At 38.0% G+C, this 18,219-nt stretch carries 10 protein-coding genes; 3 read left to right on the forward strand and 7 right to left on the reverse strand.

Features of this window, described 5'->3' with window-relative positions; genetic code table 11:
- The 4 genes from BCU84_RS06485 to BCU84_RS06500 form a co-directional block, all read right to left on the reverse strand.
- On the reverse strand, nt 1–2,487 hold the full coding sequence (locus BCU84_RS06485; RefSeq protein WP_102527269.1) for a sialidase family protein: 2,487 nt from the start codon (nt 2,485–2,487) through the stop codon (nt 1–3).
- 258 nt (nt 2,488–2,745) lie between these two features.
- Nucleotides 2,746–4,980 (reverse strand): multiheme c-type cytochrome, encoded by a 2,235-nt coding sequence (locus BCU84_RS06490; protein ID WP_102527270.1) that lies wholly within the window; start codon nt 4,978–4,980, stop codon nt 2,746–2,748.
- 194 nt (nt 4,981–5,174) lie between these two features.
- Nucleotides 5,175–6,887, reverse strand: coding sequence for an alkaline phosphatase family protein (locus BCU84_RS06495; protein WP_102527271.1), 1,713 nt, complete (start codon nt 6,885–6,887; stop codon nt 5,175–5,177).
- A 136-nt stretch (nt 6,888–7,023) separates the two neighbouring features.
- Nucleotides 7,024–7,878 (reverse strand): hypothetical protein, encoded by an 855-nt coding sequence (locus tag BCU84_RS06500; RefSeq protein ID WP_102527272.1) that lies wholly within the window; start codon nt 7,876–7,878, stop codon nt 7,024–7,026.
- A 288-nt stretch (nt 7,879–8,166) separates the two neighbouring features.
- Here BCU84_RS06500 and BCU84_RS06505 point away from each other — a divergent pair, with 288 nt between their 5' ends.
- Nucleotides 8,167–8,415 (forward strand): YdcH family protein, encoded by a 249-nt coding sequence (locus tag BCU84_RS06505; RefSeq protein WP_102527273.1) that lies wholly within the window; start codon nt 8,167–8,169, stop codon nt 8,413–8,415.
- 314 nt (nt 8,416–8,729) lie between these two features.
- On the opposite strand, the gene BCU84_RS06510 is transcribed toward BCU84_RS06505, so the two are convergent.
- The 3 genes from BCU84_RS06510 to BCU84_RS06520 form a co-directional block, all read right to left on the reverse strand.
- Nucleotides 8,730–10,001 carry an ectonucleotide pyrophosphatase/phosphodiesterase gene (locus BCU84_RS06510; protein ID WP_157936200.1) on the reverse strand — a complete coding sequence of 424 codons (1,272 nt, stop codon included), beginning with the start codon at nt 9,999–10,001 and terminating at the stop codon, nt 8,730–8,732.
- Nucleotides 10,002–10,206: 205 nt separating this feature from the next.
- A complete protein-coding gene (locus BCU84_RS06515) occupies nt 10,207–13,410 on the reverse strand; it encodes an efflux RND transporter permease subunit (RefSeq protein WP_102527275.1) in 3,204 nt (1,067 codons plus the stop codon).
- A 4-nt stretch (nt 13,411–13,414) separates the two neighbouring features.
- Nucleotides 13,415–14,611: an efflux RND transporter periplasmic adaptor subunit gene (locus tag BCU84_RS06520; RefSeq protein ID WP_102527276.1), complete on the reverse strand. Its 1,197-nt coding sequence runs from the start codon at nt 14,609–14,611 to the stop codon at nt 13,415–13,417.
- A gap of 433 nt (nt 14,612–15,044) precedes the next feature.
- On the opposite strand from BCU84_RS06520, the gene galE reads away from it, so the two are divergent.
- Both galE and BCU84_RS06530 read left to right on the forward strand, forming a co-directional pair.
- Nucleotides 15,045–16,073 carry a UDP-glucose 4-epimerase GalE gene (gene galE, locus BCU84_RS06525; RefSeq protein ID WP_102527277.1) on the forward strand — a complete coding sequence of 343 codons (1,029 nt, stop codon included), beginning with the start codon at nt 15,045–15,047 and terminating at the stop codon, nt 16,071–16,073.
- Nucleotides 16,074–16,543: 470 nt separating this feature from the next.
- Nucleotides 16,544–18,145 carry a glycoside hydrolase family 43 protein gene (locus BCU84_RS06530; protein WP_102527278.1) on the forward strand — a complete coding sequence of 534 codons (1,602 nt, stop codon included), beginning with the start codon at nt 16,544–16,546 and terminating at the stop codon, nt 18,143–18,145.
- The last annotated feature ends 74 nt before the right edge of the window (nt 18,146–18,219 follow it).

Here is an 18,219-nt window from a genome sequence, read left to right on the forward strand (position 1 = left end):
TTACTGACTCATCGAAATCTTGCGTAAGCCCCAATTGGTGTCAGTTGCAGGGCTAGATATGTTATTTAACCATTTAAACTCTATGATTTTTTCACCTGTAGTGTCTATAGGAATTAGAATTGACGATTGTTGCCACTCTGTGTCTGAGGCGGGCACAGTTAACTGAGCCTTTGACTCACCATTAACGATAACTTCTATTATAAAGCCAGGGTAGTTGTCAGGTAGTTTTCTTTCTCCAGGCTTATTTATCGATTCAAAATTGATAGCAATATCTTTAGTGTTTTCTACGGTAACTTTCCAGCTTATAGCAGCATCACTTTTCCATACGGATCTGGCTTGTTCATCTTCGTAATAAGACCAAGCCCAACTATCTTGTAATTTATAAAAATTGTTAATGTTAACGTTTAAATCCTGGATAGCTGAATAATCACTTATATCTATTTGGCTGATCCCTTGGGAATATCCAGCTACAAATAATTGCTGAGAACATGTTGAAAAGACCAAATCAGCTATACCAATTCCGACATTTGCATTAATTTTTTGCCAATTGATACCAGCATCATTACTGATATGTAATTCACCTTCGTTTTTGTGAATCCAATTGGTTAAACTCACGACAATTCGTTCTGGATTAAGTGGATCGATTACCATGGCATCAACAGCACCTACGACGTTAAAGTCTTTAACCAGTTCCCATTCACTTTCTGGATTTTGCTTTTTGAAGACAGCAGCTCCATGTCCGTCCTGTTCAGAATTAGCAGAACCAGCATAAACAGCGCCATCCTGACTAACTACAAGGTCATATACATACTTCTTTTTAAGACCAGTATGAACCCATGTCTCACCATCATTGTTGGTACTATAAACCCCGTTGGATGCTGTACCCCAGTATAAAATATTGTTTAATTTATCTTGATCTAAAGCATTATAAATTCGTTTACTCGGAGGCTTAGTAAGCGAGCGCTGCCATTCATATCCACCATTCGTAGAAATATATAAACCATGACCATCAATGCCTAAATAGAACTTGTTTGGATCATTTTTATCAGCGATTAAAGCTCTAGCATAACCTTTGCTCCAAATTGGCCAGTCTGTAGAATAATAAGAAGGAAGTCCCTGACTGACACGCTGCCAAGTCACGCCACTATCTTCGCTGATGACTATTTGGTTTGCTTCAGATTGCCAGGCGCTGCTGGTGGCGATTATTTTTTTAGATTGAACAATAACATTCCAGAAATGTCCCGCCATATCGTTATCAAAATATTGGTCTGTAGCGATTGGTAAAAGTGACGTGGGTTGTCCATTTGTTGGGTAGCGGATGAGGCCAACGTCCATTGAAGCGGTAACAACATCACCATTTTCAGTAATAGCAATACCTGAACCCACAGTGTTAGAGGCGCCAGTTTTGAAGTTTTCAGTCCAAGTCTCGCCAGCATCAATACTTCTCCATATGCCCCAATAAGTCGTGAAGTAGAGTATGTTTTCATTTTTGTAATCAAAGTTTACCGACATGATTTTACTGATATCGTTATGGTTCCAACTTCGGGTTGGGTTTGTATTTGAATAATCAATTTCTTTTAAACTGTTTTGCCAGGTTTTCCCTGAATCATGGCTGACCAAGATCCCCGACTTCCAATCTTCATACCAAGCAACTATAAGACTGAACTCTCCTAAGCTATTACTCTTGACCGCGAGTCTATGTGCCACACTCGTATCAGAGATGTGTGCTTCAAGATTAAGAGACTCCCATTGCACACCGTCATCAACAGAAATTAATACCTGATTGTTGCTTGTAGCAAATAGAGATTGCTGGTCATTTAATCCAGCTACTGTGAGATCCAGTGTCGTACTCGGATGTTGTTTCGTCAGTTGCCATTGATTGTTTAGCTGACGAAAAATATAACGGCTAGTTGATGTGCCTGCCACTATAGTACCTTGATTACTAACAATAAGACTTGAAATTACTTCTTCTGTTGGGGTTGTGATCAGTAGTTGAGCATGTTCAGATTCATAACGATAGATATTGCCTTTTCTGTCACCAAAAATGAATTCAGTTGGCATTGACTCATCGATAGCGATGTTATTGAACGTTTCCCATCGTTTGAAATTTACGTTATCGGGGAGGTTGTTGAGATCTTGCCATGTTTCACCACCATCAATGGTTTTAGAAATACCTGATTTTGTTGTTGCGTAACCAATGAGTGGTTGAGATGTAGAAAAGACAATATTCGATACACTCAGGTTAGCAAGACCTGAATTAGTTTGTTGCCATTCAGCTTCAGCATAACCTGCATTCCAGATCCCTGAAACATCCGATATTAAGTAAACTTTATCGTTGTGGCTTAAAATTTTAGGGTAAGCACCGCCACCAGACCAGTCTAATTGGTGTTGGTTTGTTGGACAAATTTTGATTTGTTCTGCTAAACAAGATGATATTGACAATATAGCCACAACTAATGTGATACACCGTATAGAAGTAATATCCATATTCAATTTATCCCTTAGCGTAAAATTCATCTTTAACTTTTAAATAAAGTAGTACTCAATATTATAGTGAGATGGTGGATTAATAACGCCAACTTTAGTTGGAAATACAGTTATAAGGATGAATTATACTCAGCAAACCTTTCGATTTTGCTACGAAAATAAAGCAGCACTCAAATACTCAACATGCATTCATATAATTGCTTCCTCACTCGTTCAAAAGAGAGGAAGCCATTATTTAAAGAATGATTGTCTTATCAATTATTTTCCTATCAATTGTTGTACAACTTGCGGGGGGACTATCTTAGCAAGTTGATTGATACAAGCTTGTGTCGTTGGATCTCGATGCCTAATTTTAAACTCACAAAGCGCATATAGATGTTGAGGATTGCCACCAACTTCATAAGCCTTGGTAAGCGACTTCATTGCTTTGGTAACACTGACTTTTTCTTGCGCAAGACCTAGTACATACCAGTATTGTGGGTTAGTCGCTTCAATCTCAGTTGCTTGTTCTAAATAATCAATCGCACCTGTTAGTTGTTGCTGTCTGTAAAGATTTAAGCCAGCGCTGTACCTCAACAATGCTGCCTTTGGTTGATTCGCAATCCCTTTTTTTAAGGTCGCTAATGATTTCTCATCATCACCAAGTTGACGGTATAAGTCTGCAAGGTTTGCATAGCTTGTTGCAAATATTGGTTCTATCTCGATGGCTTTTAAGTAAAGCTTTTCTGCTTGCTTTATGTTGCCTTTAGCGTTGTGAATATTACCGAGGTTCATCAATCCGAAACCTCGGTCAGAATTGAATTGTTGAATTTCAATATATTCATTCAAAGCAGGGGTCAATAGTGCTCTTTGATCATCATTCATATTTTGCCATTCACTCACCAAAGTGCTGGCAGTTTCAGTTCTGACAGCATATACAGTATCACTGAGTAATGGACTGACTATTTGCCAGCGGTCATTAAACGGATAAGGAGCAGAACCGGTTAATGCACCTAATCTTATTTGAGGGTCTTTATGCTTTATACCTCTCATCACTGCGACCATAGTATTTTGGCTTGGGAATCTATCCATTCTACTAAGCGCCGAAGCCCGGATAATGTTGGATTCTAGGTGGTTTTGAGCAATATATGAAAGCTTATCTCCACTTGTTTGCACACCGGCAGATGCTTGTGCGAATGCTAACGAAAAACTGTCACTGTTTTGATAACTGGAGTCTGGAAATTGCTTTTCAAGGGCATTAACAGCCCATAGATTAGATTTTTCATTGTGACAAGAGGTACATACGTTTGGTGTGCCGATTTTTTTACTAATATCGGGTCTAGGAATTTGAAAACTATGATCTGCTCTAGGGTCTACTTCCATATAGGTTGTTTTTGGCATGTGGCAGGTTACACATTGAGCAGCTTCAGTTCCATCTTGGTGTTGACTATGTTTGGCTGAAGTATATTCGCTAGGTAAATGGCATTGAAAACAAATTGATTCAATTGGCGCTTTAAGTTTAGTACTGTGCGGATTATGACAATCGCTACATACAACGCCAGCAGCGTGCATTTTAGATTGTTTGAACGACCCCATGACAAAGACTTCCTCGTAAATTTGTCCGTCGGGATAATATAAACTTGGTGTGATTGCATTTAGATTATATTTATCGAAAAAATCACCTTTAATAGGGTCATGACTGTTATTGAGTTGTGCTCTTCTACTATGACATTGGGCACATGTATCTAACTGATCGGAGTCTGTCAGTTGTTTAGGTTGAAGTATTTTTTGTCCTTTCGTAAATTCCCATGAGCCAACTTTAGGTTTCAAGTTACGATCAAAGCCATTTAAGGGATTCGTATTATTAGGAGTTTGAGCCCATATGATGTGATCGCTTGCCGGTCCATGACACGCCTCGCAGCCAACGTTAATTTCAGACCAAGTGGTGTTATAGGTGTTTGTTTTACTATCATAGTTTTTGTCGATGTTTGTAGAGTGGCAATCTGCGCACATATAGTTCCAGTTTTGGCCATTATTAGTCCAAAAAAACTCATCATGTACATCCATGTCAGGATAAAGATTAAACCAACGTTGGCCACCTTGGCTTTTATCTCTGCTATCCCAAGCTAGTGGAATAAGTTGCACTCTACCATCCGGAAATTTAACCATATATTGTTGTAATGGCTCATAGCCAAATGTATAGCTAATTTCATAGTCATGGCTTTTACCGTCAGGTCCTTTGGTATTGACCCAATATTGAGTGCTTTTACGATAAAACCTGTGTGATTGATTGTTTTCTTGAAGCGTTTGATTATCAAAATCACCGAGAACGGAATCTTCACTAGCATGGCGCATGGACATATCGTGATGAGAAGCTTGCCAGTCAGAATATTGTTGCTGGTGGCAGTCAACACATTGTTCAACACCAACATAATCAGCAGCGACAGAGTGAGTTTGATGTATAACAAAAATGATGACTAAACAAATAAAAACAACTAGCTGATTGAATTTCATATTAAAACTGTACCCAAGATTAATTAACCCTATCTTAAGGTTTAATTAACAAATCACCAACACCAAACCTGTGACTATTTGTAAAATTCAATCTCACTATGAGTTAATCATTTTTATAATGAGAAAGGCTGCCTACAGCAGCCTTTATACCAACATCTATAAATTGAGGTGGATTTACGTTGAGAACCGTGTAGTTACTTTACCAAAACCTCTTTTAGTGGGTATCCGACAGAACTTGAAGGTGCGTTGATATTCATCAATGCACTGAGTGTCGGTGCTAAGTCGACCGTTGCAACAGGCCTGTTTATAGTTTGTCCTTTAAGTTTCATGCCTGCAAATATAATAGGAACATGGGTGTCATAGCGCCACGGAGAACCATGTACAGAGGCAACATTGAGACCGTCAAAATCTGCCACAAACACATTTGGCTCAAAAACTAAGTAAATATCTCCTGAACGGCTAGGGTAAAAACTGTTTTGCACTTTTTGAGTAATTTCATCGTTAGGCACATTGCCATTTAATAAATGATTAAAGCTATATGCTCGATGAATACCCGAAACACTATTGAGTATATTAGCGACTTGTGTTGTTGCTTCTGCTAATGGCACTTTTTGTTTAGCTAGCTTGTCATGATCCAAATTAATATAGGGTTGCCATGCGTTAACAAACAAATCCCCTGTAATTTTCCATTTGCTTTTTAAAGACTGAATGGCAGCATTTTTTTCTAAACTTGCTAAGTCGAAATGTTTAGCTTTGATACCAAATTGCGTTAAGTATCCTGGTGCCTCAGGAGCACCATGATCAGCTGATAACACGATCAGTGTGTTTTCTAAACCAATGTTGTCATCAATAAAACCAAATAAAGAGGCCAATGTCCTATCGAGTCTAAGTAGATTATCTTCTGCTTCTAAGCTGGATGGGCCAAAGATATGGCCAACATAATCGGTTGATGAAAAGCTTATCGATAAATAATCAGTCACGATTTGGCTATCATGACTATTGTTACCAAGATTATTGTTAGTAATGACTGTTTTAGCGAAATCAGCAGTCATTTCATCACCGATAGGGCTTACGGTTAAAAAAGTACTAAAGTAGGGGTTATCACTAGGGCCAAATTCATGTGGGAATGTAATTCCGTAACCCGGTAATTTTGTTTTCCAATCGTGATTCTGATTATCACCGAATAAATATTGCTGAGCAGGTTTTGATAATTGCCATTGGGTGTTGGCATATGTCGATATTGGATTCGCTTTATTCCAGTTTGTTACCCATTGTGGATATTGTTTGTAATAATAATCGCTACTAACAAATTCACCGGCTGATTTAGAAAACCAAAATGCTTTTCCTGTGTGACCTGCTAATGTGATAGCTCCGCGGTCCTTAACTGATACTGCAAAGACTTTAGATTGGCCATTGTTACTGGCAGTAAGCTCATCACTAAACGTGGTCGCCATAATATTTTTTGGTGAACGGCCTTCAACTTTACTGGCTTTTTGTGTGGGATCGATTTCATTTTTTGCATCGACAGCAGCATTTGCACTTAAAAGTGGGTGTTGTTCATCTTGTACATTGTAAATTGGTTGCTGCATTTGCTTATCAAACCATAAATTACTCACCATGCCGTGTGTTGAAGGATGTGCTCCTGTGGCTAGCGTTGTATGCCCGACAACCGTTTCAGTAATCGCATGTTGATGATGAGCTTCTTTGTAATAAATCCCTTCATTGATTAAATATTCAAAGCCATCGTCAAAGAAATGCTGCTGATAACGTTGCAATAAATCCCCCCTGAGTTGATCTACAGTGATTTGTAAAATCAATTTTGGTTGTTTTGCCTGAGCATCTTTAAATGGGGTGACTAGTGTAATTAAGCTTATCGAGACGATTGATATTGCTGGAAGCCATTTCATCAACTATTCCTTCTATTAGTACTATTTGATAACAAATCCTTGTATGAATAGTATTAGCAGAGAAATAGGCAATGATAAATAATGCTTTGGTGTTGATAAGCAAAGAAAAGGGTATTGCTAAAGTAAATTCTTAAATCTACTGATAGCCAGATAAATGTTGCTGACACAGTGCTAAATTAAAACGAATTTTATCTAACCATGTTGAAGCTTCATTATCAGATAAATACCAAAAGCCTGATAATTTTTCAGGGTATTGGTCGAAAAACACTTGTTCAACATCAAGCAGTTTTTGTTGTGTCACTGCAGCCAACCAAGCAGACTGCGGAAGTTGGTTAAGATATCGTAAATTATTGAGGGCAGCATGGGAGCTTTGATTTTGTAACGTTAACTCAATCATTAACTGATATGGGTCATGTATTTGATGCTGAATAGAATCAGTTATAGGTATAACTTGTGTAATACGGCTAGATTTTTGAGTCTGGAAATCAGTTTTCCGTGCTGCCGTTTCATTCAATAATAGAGCAGGCCACATAGCTTGTTGTGCATTACTTTGTTGATGTACTTCTATTGCAATCCTACGTTCACCAAGCCAATTATGAACAACACAGGGTAAATGTTGTTTTAACGACATATCTTCACTGCGTTTAAGGCTAGGTAGTAATGACATTCTTTCAAGTGCTAACTCACAGTTTAATCGACTAAATAACACAAAACTGACTAACCCAGATGAAGGCCAGCATTTGAGCTTTAATTCTAATTCGCGAGCGACTATTGATAAATTGGTTGTTAACCAATCACTATGAGGTCCAGTAACGACAAAATCTTCAGTTGAACCCGCATAAGGACCATTACAAATATTGATAATGTTATCGCCACTAGCAATAGTGCCATTAAATATAATGGTATAACCTTGATTAGCAGCTTGCCAATCACCATTGGCATTACCAATAATAGTGACTTTGCCAAATTGGGGTTGTGCTTTAGATGACATATTGAATTCGATTCGTACTCTTTTTTATTGGCATATATTTTAGCAGTGTTTCAATACTTTTATTCAAAGTTTTGAATAGATTAGATCAAACACCTTGTATTTATAAAAGGGTTGAATGTTTTTTAAGCATTTATTTTGTGTCAGAAATTCTATATTGAGAAAATATGCTTGTATTTTATGCTAAGTGCTCTACATTTTATATGAGATTTAAAGTTGAAAATCGTTACCTTAAAAACTCGAAAATAGAACCAATGAACATGTAATATTAAGATAAATAAATGAGGCTATATGTTAGGTGAAAATCACTCTCTTCGAAATGAATTTCCTGATCACTTAGACACCATTGCAGCGCTAAATAAATCTGATGCTGAATTCGCAACTGTATTACAGCAATACGATAAGTTGGACAAACAAATTCGTGAATTAGAATTAAAAGATTCACCCATATCTGATGATTCTATTCATGACTTAAAGCAACATCGCGTTGAGATGAAAGATAAGTTATATCAACAAATCATGGCGGCCGAGAAAAGTTAGTGAGATTCAGTACAACAAAGGCCAATTAAATTTACGTAATTGGCCTTTTAAGTTGGATTTATATAATTGATTTTTTACACAAAACGTACCTGATAGGCTATTCACCCGTTATCAATAATTTTATATCTAGTTTGTGCATCTCTTTACCTAAGCATACAGGTTACCACGAAGGCGTTTTGCCTCAGCAATCATGTGATTCATAATGTTCCCTTACATTTACGCTTTCAATGCGGTAACAAACCAATTTAACCGTTTAGCTTACTCAGTTAACTCGTCATAAAAGGCTTTAGATTGGTTTTATCCATTTAGTTGTTTTAATGTTTTAAAAGCGGACTTAATACTGACAATTCACCATCAATCTTTTCTGTTACTGTTAAACCTAAAATATGAGCGATGAGAGGGTACAGGTGAATGTTTTTAGCTTGTTGTATCGTAGCGCCTTGTTTAAACATTGGCCCTTGAGCATAGAGTACGGTATTCATATCTGTGATTACTTCAGGATCATAACCATGCTTGCCGATAACGCCTGGTTTAGCATCAGTACTAGTAATATAGTAATTATTACTCACAATGACAGCATCCCCAATTGAAGCATTACCGGTAAAGTGCAGGTGGCTTGGCACATCTGCTTGTAAGTAAAACTCGAGTCCTTCAACCTGAGAAACCAACTCTTTAAGTTGCTTGAGATCCTGTTGTTTATCTTTACCCGTTGCTGTGACTAACGAAAATGCCGCGTCATTGTTAAAAATAAACTTTTTAATTAGTTTTTGATTATTAGCGATTAACTGATCTGTATATACCCGATCAAATTCATCCACTTTTGCCATACCATGATCTGAAGTGATAATCACGTTAACTTCAAAAGGTAAATCTTTTAATTCAGTAAGCAAATTACCGATCATAGTGTCTATATATAGTACTGCATCTCGCGTTTGTGATGCTTCTGGACCATGGTGATGTCCTGCGCTATCAACATCTGAAAAGTATAATGTCACGAATTGTGGTCTTTTATCTTCAGGTAACGAAAACCAGTCTATCACTTGCTGGACTCTTTCTTCATTAGGAGTACGTCCATCATATTTGAGCCAGTAATTCGGTCTAAAACCCCCTATTTCAGCTTCTGAACCAGGCCAAAAATAAGTAGCAGACTTTAACCCTTGCTGACGCGCTAATGACCATAACGGTACACCTTGATAAAATTGACCATCCGTTACGGCTTCACTAATGTTCATCGCATAATCATGTTCTAATTCAGGATTATAAAAACGGTTTGAAATAATGCCGTGATTCGCAGGATACAGGCCGGTAACGAGTGTCAAATGATTCGGGAAAGTGACTGTTGGAAAGGAGGGCACAAACTGCTTAACGGTGGCAGCATTGTTGGCAAACTCTTTGATATGTTGTGGTTGGTGTAGTTCATTATAGTCATAGCGGTAACCATCAATTGATATCAACAATACGTGCTCTTGTGTAGATTCTGAAGCATCATTAAACGGCTGTTGTATATCGGTAGCTGTGACAGATATCGATAATATAATACTGCCTAATGTAAATATGAATTTCGAAACTAAGGGAATCTTTGACACAATTGATCCTTACTAATTATTGTTATGTTCATTCTCATCATAGCGTCACTATATGACATTCTTTTGTAGTTGTAGCTGATTTAACAAAACCTCTAGGCATCGATACTAAATTTATGAGCTATTACAAAAAAAGCGAAACTGACGTTTCGCTTTTTTGATTAAGGTAATCGTTTAACGATAAACCGATTAATACATACTGAGTTATTTAACTAGCACGATGACTAGGTTGTTGCTCTAAGCCTGAATTTGTTTCTGCTGGTTCCGGAACATATAATCTCCAAATTCTTTGAGCAATACCGCGCATATCTTCAATGGCGATATAAAGACAAGGGATTAAACAAAGCGTCACCACCGTTGCAAACAAAACACCAAAGGCTAGTGATACAGCCATAGGAATAACCATCTGCGCTTGCATACTGGTTTCTGTCATAATCGGCATCAAACCAATAAATGTAGTTAACGAAGTCAACATGATCGCTCTGAATCGACGACAACCCGCATTAATAACCGCTTCATTTAACGGTATACCTCGCTTACGAGAGTTATTAACGTAATCGACCATGACCAGAGAGTCATTCACCACCACACCCGCAGCTGCAATAATACCGAATACAGAAAGGGCACTTAAATCAATACCTAAAATGATATGGCCTAACATCGAACCAATAACACCGAATGGGATCACAGACATAATCATAAATGGCTGTACGTAAGATTTAAGCGGGATAGCAAGTAAACTGTAAATCACTAACATTGAGATTATAAAATCCCGTAGTTGCGTGTCAGCACTGTCCAATTGCTCTTGAATATTACCTGACACTTCACTTTTAACCCGTGGATATTTGGTTAATAGTTCTGGCATGAAGTTATCACGAATATCTTTTGCAAGTTTAAACGGCTCAGCTTGCTCAGCATCTACAGATGCCCATACATTAATAGTACGATTACCGTTTTCGCGGCGAATACTATTAACCCCTTGTACTACTTCAATGTTAGCGACTTCAGATAAGGGAAGTTCTGCACCTTGAGGTGTTTTAATTAATACCTCTTGTACCAAGGCGATGGAGTTTCGTTGTGCTTCAGGGTAGCGAAGCATTACTTTAATTTCTTCACCATTACGAATGATACGTTGTGCTTCAAGACCGTAAAAACTATTACCTACCTGCGAAGCAATATTCGCCAGGGTTAGCCCAAGACTATGGGCTAATGGTTTTAAGTTAAACTGCACTTCTTTCGCTGAAGACTGACGGCTGTCATTAACGTCACTAACTCCTTTTAAGGTATTAAGCTTATCTTTTAGTGCTTGAGAAGCAGCGATCAGCTGTACGTCATCGTTGCCTTCTAATCTAAAGCTAATATCACCATCATCGCGTCCACCACCAAACAAGCTATCTTGGACTTCAAAAGACTTAACGCCGGGTATTTTCGGCATTGCTTGACGCCACATTTCAGCGACTTCAAAGGTATTAATCGGCCTTAATTCTGGGTCAACAAGTTTGGTTCTTACTTCAGCACGAGTACGGCCTTGTAATTCAACTTGTAATTCAGCAATCATGCCTTGCCCGTATTTATCTTCAAGCTCAGTTTCAACTTGTCTTAATGCGGCTTCGATAGAATGCGCTGCATCAAGTGTTGCAGTCTCTGCTGCATCAACATTCATTTCCAAGCTGATCCTTGGAAAATCATGTGGAATTTTGGGTTGCCCAATAAAGCGGACTAAACCACTAATATATAACGCAGCACAAATCACAATGAGCATAATAAAGGTTGAAATAACCGCATAACGGTATTTAACGGCTAATGTAAGACTTGGTTTGTAGATATTACTGATAAATAGGGTTAAGTACTTCTCAATTTTACCCTGAACAAAATTAACCCCATTTCGTAACCAATCTAAAGGATTTTTAGAGCCTGGTTGAACAACCTTAGGTTTATTCATGTGGGCTAAATGAGATGGGAGGATCAGTTTAGATTCTACTAATGAGAACAGTAAACAGAGTATCACTACAAAACCGATTGCCTGACCAAAGGCAGAAGAAGGGCCATCATCAAGAGTGATTGGCAAGAATGCGGCTATGGTGGTTAATACACCAAATGTTGCCGGCATTGCGACACGCTTTACACCACGGATCACGCTATCAATATTCTGACCATTTTCTTGGCACTCAGTATGGGCACTTTCACCCATCACAATGGCGTCATCAACGACAATACCCAGTACTAAAATAAACGCGAATAAGCTAATTACGTTAATGGTTACATCAATAAACGCCATCGGCATGAATAATAAGGTACCGAGGAAACAGACGGGTAACCCCATCATCACCCAAAAAGCTAAACGTACACGTAAAAATAATGCCAGCATGAAAAAGACCAACACAGCACCTGTTTTCATGCTGTCTAGCATTAAATCAAGGCGACCATCAAGATAGTAGGTCATATCTACCCATGGCTCTAGCGTGACTCCTTCTGGTAGTAAGGCCTGCTTCTTGGCAATGTAGGCTTTCATGGTATCAGCGACATCGGTGATACTCTGATTTTTAGCCGCACCGACAAAGAAAGTCACTGCATTTTGGCCATTGAATTTAGAATACTGAATCCCTTCTTCAAAGCCGTCATTGACAGTCGCAACATCGCCTAATAAGAGGTTTGTCCCATCATCTAAAGTGAGTAAGGGCAAATCTTCGAATTCATAACCGACATAAGCTTGGTTTTCTACACGTAGGTTAATATATCCATTTTCTGCTTTAATTTGACCAGCAGACATGTTGCGAGAATAACCTCGAACTGCTTCAGCAACATCATTAAAATTAAGCCCAAACTCACGTAATCTATCTTTACTGACTTCAACACTAATTTCATAATTTAACCCACCATAGAAGTCTGCAATGTTAACGTTAGGCAGCTGCATGATTTCTTTATGGATTTTTTCACCTAAATCTTTAAGTTGTCGCTGTGACAAATCTCCATAAAGACTTAAGTACATGACTTCTTGACGAATTTTGATACGTTCTACTTTTGGAAACTCCATTCCAGCAGGGAAGGTAGATACTGAACCAATTTCAGATTTAACTTCATCAAGTACGATTTGCGGATCATAAGAATCTTCAATTCGAAAGTAGCCATTAGCTTGATTTCGATTAGAGTAGGTGATGACACGTTGTAATCCCTGAACGGTTTCAAGTGCCTGTTCAATTTTTACGGTAATGCCTTCTTCTACTTCTTGCGGAGCAGCGCCTGGATATACAGCACTGAATTCAATCCAGTTGATTTCAACAGCGGGGAAAAATTGTTTACGAATCGTATTTGCCGTTAACAAGCCGCCTAATAAAATAATGATCATTAATAAGTTTGCCGCAACGCTGTTACGGGCAAACCAAGCAATTATGCCTTTATGAGTATCTTCCATGAATTTATTCCTTATCGTCCATGGCGATAGCAGTGTCAGAATCAACACCAACCTTAGGCTCTACTTGAAGAATTTTATCGGTCGGTAAGGCCACCGTCATTCCTTCAACAGGGTAATCAAGTGCAGAAGTAATGATGCTCATACCTTCTGCTAAACCACTTGAGATAATGACGTTGCTGCCATCTTGTCTGATAATATTAACGGGCAGATAACGTAATTTTTTGTCTTTATCCATTGTCGCAACGAGGCCATTCACGATTAAATGGCGCGGGACAACGGCCACTTGACCTGCATGAGTACCGCCAATGTGAGCAGTAACATAAGTACCGTATCTTAATTCTTTATGGTTACTATTAAGCCCATATGGGTCATCAATCTCAGCAACTAAGTATGTCATCCGACTTTTACTGTCAATCACCCCTTCGCTACGAACGATAGTGCCAATCCATTCTTGTTTTTCACCTGCAAAGTTACCCACCAAAGTGACTTCTGCATTTGCACCTTTACGATCTAAATATTGCATTTCTTTGTCTGCAAGTGGTAATCGAACTTCAGCTTTATCAGTGCTATAAACTAAACCGATAGGCGATCCGTTACCTACGTATGTGCCTAAACCGATATTACGACTGCCAATTAATGCATCATAGGGCGCTTTAATTATTGCTCGTTCAAGGTTCCTTTTTGCACGTAACAATCCAGCTTCAGCACTTTTTAGTTTGGCAATTTCTTGGGCTAATTGTGGTTTACGCAAGCTTAAATCACTTGGCTTACTGTCAGTAATCTCAGCCCATTCACGTTCAGCTACTTGTGCGTTAGCTTTTTCTTGAACTAACGTTGCTTTGGCAGAAGCCAAATTAGCTTGTGCATCTAACAGCGCTGACTCGTAGTCGCTAGGATCTATTCTTGCGAGGACGTCGCCTTTTTTAATGAAACCACCTTTAACAAATGCGTCAGATAAATAAGTAATTTCACCACTAACTTGTGCCACCAATTCAGTATGATATTTGGCATTGACGACACCATAAGAGCTAACGGTAAATGTCATTGGTTTATAATTAATGGTTTCGACAGATACAAGCGGGGTATTATCAACTGGCGGTTTCTCTTCGGGTGGTTTTTGCATAGAAACCAACAAACCAGTAATGATTACGCCTACACCTATTATGCCAATAGGGAGAATAATTTGCTTTGCAGTAGCCACGGCACTTCCTCTTGCTTAAAGCTAAATCATAGACTTGTGCCTATGACAAATTCGTTAACAGTATTATAAGTGCATGTTACAGAGTTTGTTAAACCCTTACTGTTTGAATGTGTAATTTTATGTGTCAGATGTTTCAAACTGGTTTTAATTTTTAATAACCGTAGAAATATCAATAGGATGAGCGTAAATAATTAAATTACTGAGTCAAATTTAGATATAATATATTCAGGAGTAAGCCAAAAATCATATCTCAACTTTTTAATTTAACTGTAATAAAAGAACATAAACGCATTGTTTACAGTGGTTTTTGTTGAACCCCGCTTTTTTTATTAGCTTTTTTTGTAATAAAAGTTCAAAATCAGTAAATGTAAACATGATGTGAGCAGAAATGGTTAATGACCATTAAATAGTATGAATTCATTAAGGAAGATAAATGAACGTTTTAGTTACAGGTGGTGCAGGGTATATCGGTTCGCACACTGTTTTGTCATTATTAGAAAATAACTGCAATGTAGTCGTTTTCGATAATTTATTTAATTCAAGTATTGAATCTATTAAACGTGTTGAATCATTAACAGGTAAAAGTGTTACCTTTATTGAAGGCGATATAAGAAACAAGCATCAGCTGTCCAACGTATTTAGTTCGCATAATATTGATACAGTAATCCACTTTGCAGCGCTTAAAGCTGTAGGTGAATCTGCACAAATTCCGTTAGAGTATTATCAAAATAATGTTCATGGCTCGGTTTGTTTGCTAGAAGCGATGGCAGAACACAAGGTCAATAATTTTATTTTTAGTTCATCAGCAACCGTTTATGGTGAAGAAAATGAAGTGCCTTATGTAGAGACCATGAAATTAGGTACGCCATCAAGTCCTTATGGGGCAACCAAAGTAATGGTTGAACGTATAATGGCAGATACTGCAGCTTCAAATCCGCATTTTAGAGGTGTGTCACTGCGCTATTTTAATCCTATTGGAGCACATGAAAGCGGCAAAATTGGTGAGTCACCAAAAGGTATCCCAAATAATTTATTACCTTATGTAGCGCAAGTGATGGTAGGTAAGCGCGAAAAACTGAGCATATTCGGCTCAGACTACCCAACAAAAGATGGGACGTGTGAACGAGATTACTTACATGTGATGGATCTTGCTGAAGGTCATGTCGCAGCAATGAAATGGTTGAACGACAATCAAGATTTTGCTGGAGTTGAATCGTTTAATTTAGGAACAGGCAATGGTGTGTCTGTTTTTGAAATTGTTACTGCGTTTGAGCAAGCAGTAGATAAGAAGATACCCTATGAAGTTAGTCCACGTAGAGCAGGTGATTTACCCGCTTTTTGGGCAAATGCAACTAAAGCTAATGATGCCTTAAACTGGCAAGCCAATCGCTCTTTAGATCAAATGATGGTCGATACTTGGCGCTGGCAATCAGCCAACCCTAATGGCTATGATGAAGATTAATAATGGAATGAAAGTCTAAACAGTGTTTTTGTTCCTTATTCAAGGTTTAGACATGAAGTCGCAGTTACATATTGCTGGTTTTAAAAACGATAAGCTAATTTTGAATCTTAATGTCACTCATAACAGAGTGACATTTTTTTAGCTGTTTAACACCATATAAATTTTCTGATAAATCTTAGTTTAAAAATAGTTCAACTAGATTCTAAGTATTAATCTTCATTTTAAAACTATGTTTTAATTTACCCCGCAAACCAATACAGAAATTCGAAAAGTATTGCGTCCTTTTCAATAGTAAAAACACGATTAAATGCTCCCTCGATTTAACTTTTGTGCTGTTTTCTCATGATTAATTAGTAATCAGTTTAGTAATGGTGAATGTAAATTCATTAAATGTGATGTTAGCGCTAACAGTGATGTTGTGATATAAAAACAATCAATGAATAACATTTTAGTCACACTGCAGGTTAATTATGAGTCAACAAATAAATCCAATTTTGCCAGGTTTTAACCCAGATCCCAGTATTGTGAGAGTGGACAATGACTATTACATTGCCGTATCCACTTTTGAATGGTATCCAGGGGTACAAATTTATCACTCAGTGGATTTGGTAAACTGGACATTAATCAGCAGGCCATTAAACAGAGCTTCATTATTGGACATGACAGGTTGCCCCGACTCTTGTGGCATTTGGGCACCTTGTTTGAGTTATTCAGATGGTTTGTTTTATCTCATTTATACTAACGTCCAACGATTTGATGGTAACTTTAAAGATTGTCCTAATTACCTTACGACTTGCTCCACAATTGATGGTGAATGGAGCGATCCAGTTTACTTAAACAGTAGTGGTTTCGATCCATCATTATTTCATGATGATAATGGCAGTAAATGGCTAGTGAATATGTTGTGGGATCACCGTCCTGGTAAGCATCCTTTTGCAGGTATTGTGCTACAACAATATTGCCAACAGCAGCAAAAACTCATTGGCACCGCAGTCAATATATTTTCTGGCAGTAAACATCAGCTGACTGAAGGACCGCATTTATACAAGATTAATGATTACTATTACTTATTAACTGCAGAAGGCGGGACGAGCTACGAACATGCTTGCACGTTTGCACGCTCTAAAAGTATCACCGGTCCTTATGAAATTGATCCTAATGTTCATGTGCTAACGTCTAAAGATAATTTGGATAAGCCTTTGCAACGAACTGGACACGGTGGATTAGTGCAATCTCCAGATGGACGATGGTTTTTGACGCATCTTCTGTCTAGGCCGATTACATTAGAAAACGGAGACAAGCGCAGTCCACTTGGTCGAGAAACAGGTATTCAAGCCTTAATTTTAAAAGATGATGGCTGGTTTAGCTTAGCATCGGGCCAAGTTTACGGAGAAGTTAATCCTATAGGACTAACAGGAAAACCGCTGCGAGATTATTCACATCATGATGATTTTTCTAGCCCTGTATTACCTGATCATTATCAATGGCTAAGAATCCCCAATCCTGAATGCTTTTATAGTTTAACTGATAACAAAGGTGCGTTAACGCTATACGGAAAACATTCAGTTGGCAGTACGTTTAAACAGGCATTAATTGCCAGAAGACAGCAACATCATTCATTCGTTGCACAAACACAATTGCGCTTCAAACCTATGAGTTTTCAACAACAAGCAGGATTAATTTGCTATTACAATGCCCATAAATTTCATTATCTCTATGTATCATATGATGAAAGTGGGATACATATCGATGTCATGAGCTGTTTAGGTGATGAGTCTTTAAAGGCTGACTTTCCTATTTATCAACAACGTATACCTATTACCAGTCAGCAAAGTGAACGCATAGGCTTAAGAGCTGATATTGATTATGGACGGTTAACTTTTAGCTACTCTGTAGATGGTAATGCGTGGCTGCCGATATGTGAATTAGATTACAGTCTCATTTCTGATGAAGCAGGTAAGGGTGAAGGTGCTAACTTTACAGGGGCATTTGTGGGTATGTGTTGCCAAGATCTAACGGGAGCGAATATTGCTGCTGAGTTTGATTATTTTACCTATAGCGAAAGACATTAGTACATTCTTCATCGATCGATAAACAAACATTTGGAATTAACATTAAGGCCATCATAAAAATTATGATGGCCTTA

It is taken from the genome of Shewanella sp. 10N.286.51.B7 (assembly GCF_002873615.1).
GTDB lineage: Bacteria > Pseudomonadota > Gammaproteobacteria > Enterobacterales > Shewanellaceae > Shewanella > Shewanella electrodiphila.

Bases quoted from the DNA above. Each gene is read 5' to 3' on its own strand.
- BCU84_RS06485 (WP_102527269.1), bottom strand. From the start codon at position 2,487: ATGGATATTACTTCTATACGGTGTATCACATTAGTTGTGGCTATATTG.
- BCU84_RS06490 (WP_102527270.1), bottom strand. From the start codon at position 4,980: ATGAAATTCAATCAGCTAGTTGTTTTTATTTGTTTAGTCATCATTTTT.
- BCU84_RS06495 (WP_102527271.1), bottom strand. From the start codon at position 6,887: ATGAAATGGCTTCCAGCAATATCAATCGTCTCGATAAGCTTAATTACA.
- BCU84_RS06500 (WP_102527272.1), bottom strand. From the start codon at position 7,878: ATGTCATCTAAAGCACAACCCCAATTTGGCAAAGTCACTATTATTGGT.
- BCU84_RS06505 (WP_102527273.1), top strand. From the start codon at position 8,167: ATGTTAGGTGAAAATCACTCTCTTCGAAATGAATTTCCTGATCACTTA.
- BCU84_RS06515 (WP_102527275.1), bottom strand. From the start codon at position 13,410: ATGGAAGATACTCATAAAGGCATAATTGCTTGGTTTGCCCGTAACAGC.
- galE (WP_102527277.1), top strand. From the start codon at position 15,045: ATGAACGTTTTAGTTACAGGTGGTGCAGGGTATATCGGTTCGCACACT.
- BCU84_RS06530 (WP_102527278.1), top strand. From the start codon at position 16,544: ATGAGTCAACAAATAAATCCAATTTTGCCAGGTTTTAACCCAGATCCC.